Origin of the sequence: Acidiplasma cupricumulans (assembly GCF_001402935.1) — an archaeon.
Classification (GTDB): Archaea; Thermoplasmatota; Thermoplasmata; order Thermoplasmatales; family Thermoplasmataceae; genus Acidiplasma; species Acidiplasma aeolicum.
Genome location: NZ_LKBH01000103.1, coordinates 1 through 2,227 on the forward strand (window position 1 = coordinate 1; position 2,227 = coordinate 2,227).

The following is a 2,227-nucleotide window of genomic DNA, read 5'->3' on the forward strand; positions in this document are numbered from 1 at the left end:
AAATGTTATTTTTTAAGCTCATTAACAAGCTTGTCAACAACAGAAAACAGGTCATCAACTATTCCATAATCACACTCATCAAAAATTGGTGCAGTTTTATCCTTATTTATTGCAATTACCGTTTTAGCGCCACGTATTCCTGCTATGTGCTGTATCTGACCTGAAATGCCAAGCGCTATGTAAAAATCTGGCCGCACCTTTTTACCGGATAGACCAACCTGCTGATCCTCACTGAGCCATTTATAGTCAAGGCAAACGGGCCTGGAACCTGCAAGTTTTGCATGAAGGATATCTACAAGCGGTTCAATTTTTTGTATGTTTTCCTTGCTGCCAACACCCCTTCCAATGGATACTATAATTTTTGCATCGCTTATATCCTCGCCACCAGAGTTTTTATCAAGTCTTGATTTTATTTCATAAATGCTCTTTTGTAATTGAAGATTTTCAGATTCCGATATCTTTTCAAGTGTATCTGCAGATGATATGCCTGGTGCAACTGTAAATAAATGAAAATCTGAACTTTCCTCCATTACCGTCTTGCCACCATAAAATAATCTTTTTGTAATGATTTTATCATTATTATCAAAATAAAAGATTTCGGTAAGGCATTTCATTCCAGTTCTGGCAGAAAGTATTCCGGCTATTTCCCTTCCAAGCACCGTGGAGGATATAAAAATAAAATCATATTTATTTTTATCATTAAGCTTTATTATGGCATCTGAAAGGTTGTCAGAAAAACCGGAGTCATAAAAATAAACCTTTGATGCACCGTACTTTAATACAGATTCATCATGAATCGATATGATATCTATGTCCATTTTTTTTGAAAAATATGATGCCATCTCCCCTGCATTTTTTGGTATATCAGAGAAAAGTAATCCCCTCATCTTGATGCACCCCTTAAAAGCCTGGATATTTCAGCAACACCATCATCAGTATTTTCAAATATTATCCTTTTTCTTTCACTTTTTGGTGCGGTATTGGATATTACATTAGGTGAATCACTGTAATTTGGATTTGCGTCAATGATTTTTATCTCCTTTTTCCCGGCCTTCATGATCTGCATAACATTCGGCAGTCTTGGATTATTAATTTCCTGTGCAACAGATATTACAACCGGCATGGCCTGGGTCTGAATCACATTATATTCCTCAAGCTCCAAGGTGGCTTTTACATTTTTATCCGCTATTTCTATGCCTATGGCATTGCTAAGAAGTGGTATTTTCATTTTTTCAGATAGTACCGGTGCAAGAATACCAGAATATGAATCTGATGACTGGTTGCCTAGGATAATGATATCAAAATTTTTGTCCTTAATATATTCATAAATTACATTTGCTGTTACATGCGGGTTAGATTTTTTGTAACCCTTTAATATAACACCGGTGTCAACACCCATGGCATATGCCTCCTTTATTGCAGATGTTGTTTTATCGGTGCCAAAGGATATGCCGGTTATTTCCCCACCATATTTTTCCTTTAACTGGACTGCGGCCTCTATGGCATTCTTGCTTAGGATGTCAAGTTTCAAGGGGAGATTATCAAGAATCGGCTCTCCATTTTCATTTGTCTTCAGCTGGTCCATATCTATGGTCTGTTTAATCAGGACTGCAATATTCATAATTATGTGATGTTTTAATTAATATTTAATTTTTCCAAAAAGAATGAATATTATTATACATAAATATAAGGTTACATATAAACAAAAGACTTTATAAAATATAAAAAAATGTGGTTTAAGTGATATTTATGTTAATTTTACAGGCTGGTGGTGCGCTTGGAATATAGCGGTACATTCATTGTTGATTATCCATTAGATGATGTAAATAATTATTTTTCAGATATAAATAATGTTATACCCTGCCTGCCGGGAATATATGACCTTAAAATAGGTGAGATAATACAATGCAGGGTTAAGTTCGATATTTCAGATGAGGGAATAGGAAACCTGAGCACTGTATCAGGTAAAATGTCTTTTAAATATAACAAAAATGAGAATAGGGTAAATATAAACGGAAAGGGTAAAATAGAGGGTTCTAAAATAGTTTTTAATATAGATATCACGTATGAAAAATACAATGACAAAACAAGCATTACATGGAAAAGCAAATTTGATTTTGGAATACTTATGAGGCTTATTGGCATTCAAAAAGTTGAGGATATATCATTAAAGAATATACAGCAGACAATTCACTGCATAGAATCCAGGCTTGTATATAATTAATAA

3 protein-coding genes are annotated in these 2,227 nt (G+C 34.1%); 1 reads left to right on the top strand and 2 read right to left on the bottom strand.

The window, feature by feature from the left end; genetic code table 11:
* Nucleotides 1-5 precede the first annotated feature (5 nt).
* Together AOG55_RS03250 and AOG55_RS03255 are read right to left on the bottom strand one after the other, a co-directional pair.
* Entirely contained in the window at nt 6-887 is an 882-nt protein-coding gene (locus tag AOG55_RS03250; RefSeq protein ID WP_048101485.1) for an electron transfer flavoprotein subunit alpha/FixB family protein, read from the bottom strand.
* Nucleotides 884-1,621, bottom strand: a complete 738-nt coding sequence (locus AOG55_RS03255) for an electron transfer flavoprotein subunit beta/FixA family protein (RefSeq protein ID WP_048101486.1) — start codon at nt 1,619-1,621, stop codon at nt 884-886. The genes AOG55_RS03250 and AOG55_RS03255 overlap by 4 nt, the downstream gene beginning before the upstream one ends.
* 156 nt (nt 1,622-1,777) lie before the next feature.
* Between AOG55_RS03255 and AOG55_RS03260 the strand changes: the two genes are divergently transcribed.
* Nucleotides 1,778-2,224, top strand: coding sequence for a CoxG family protein (locus tag AOG55_RS03260; protein ID WP_055040881.1), 447 nt, complete (start codon nt 1,778-1,780; stop codon nt 2,222-2,224).
* Nucleotides 2,225-2,227: the final 3 nt, after the last annotated feature.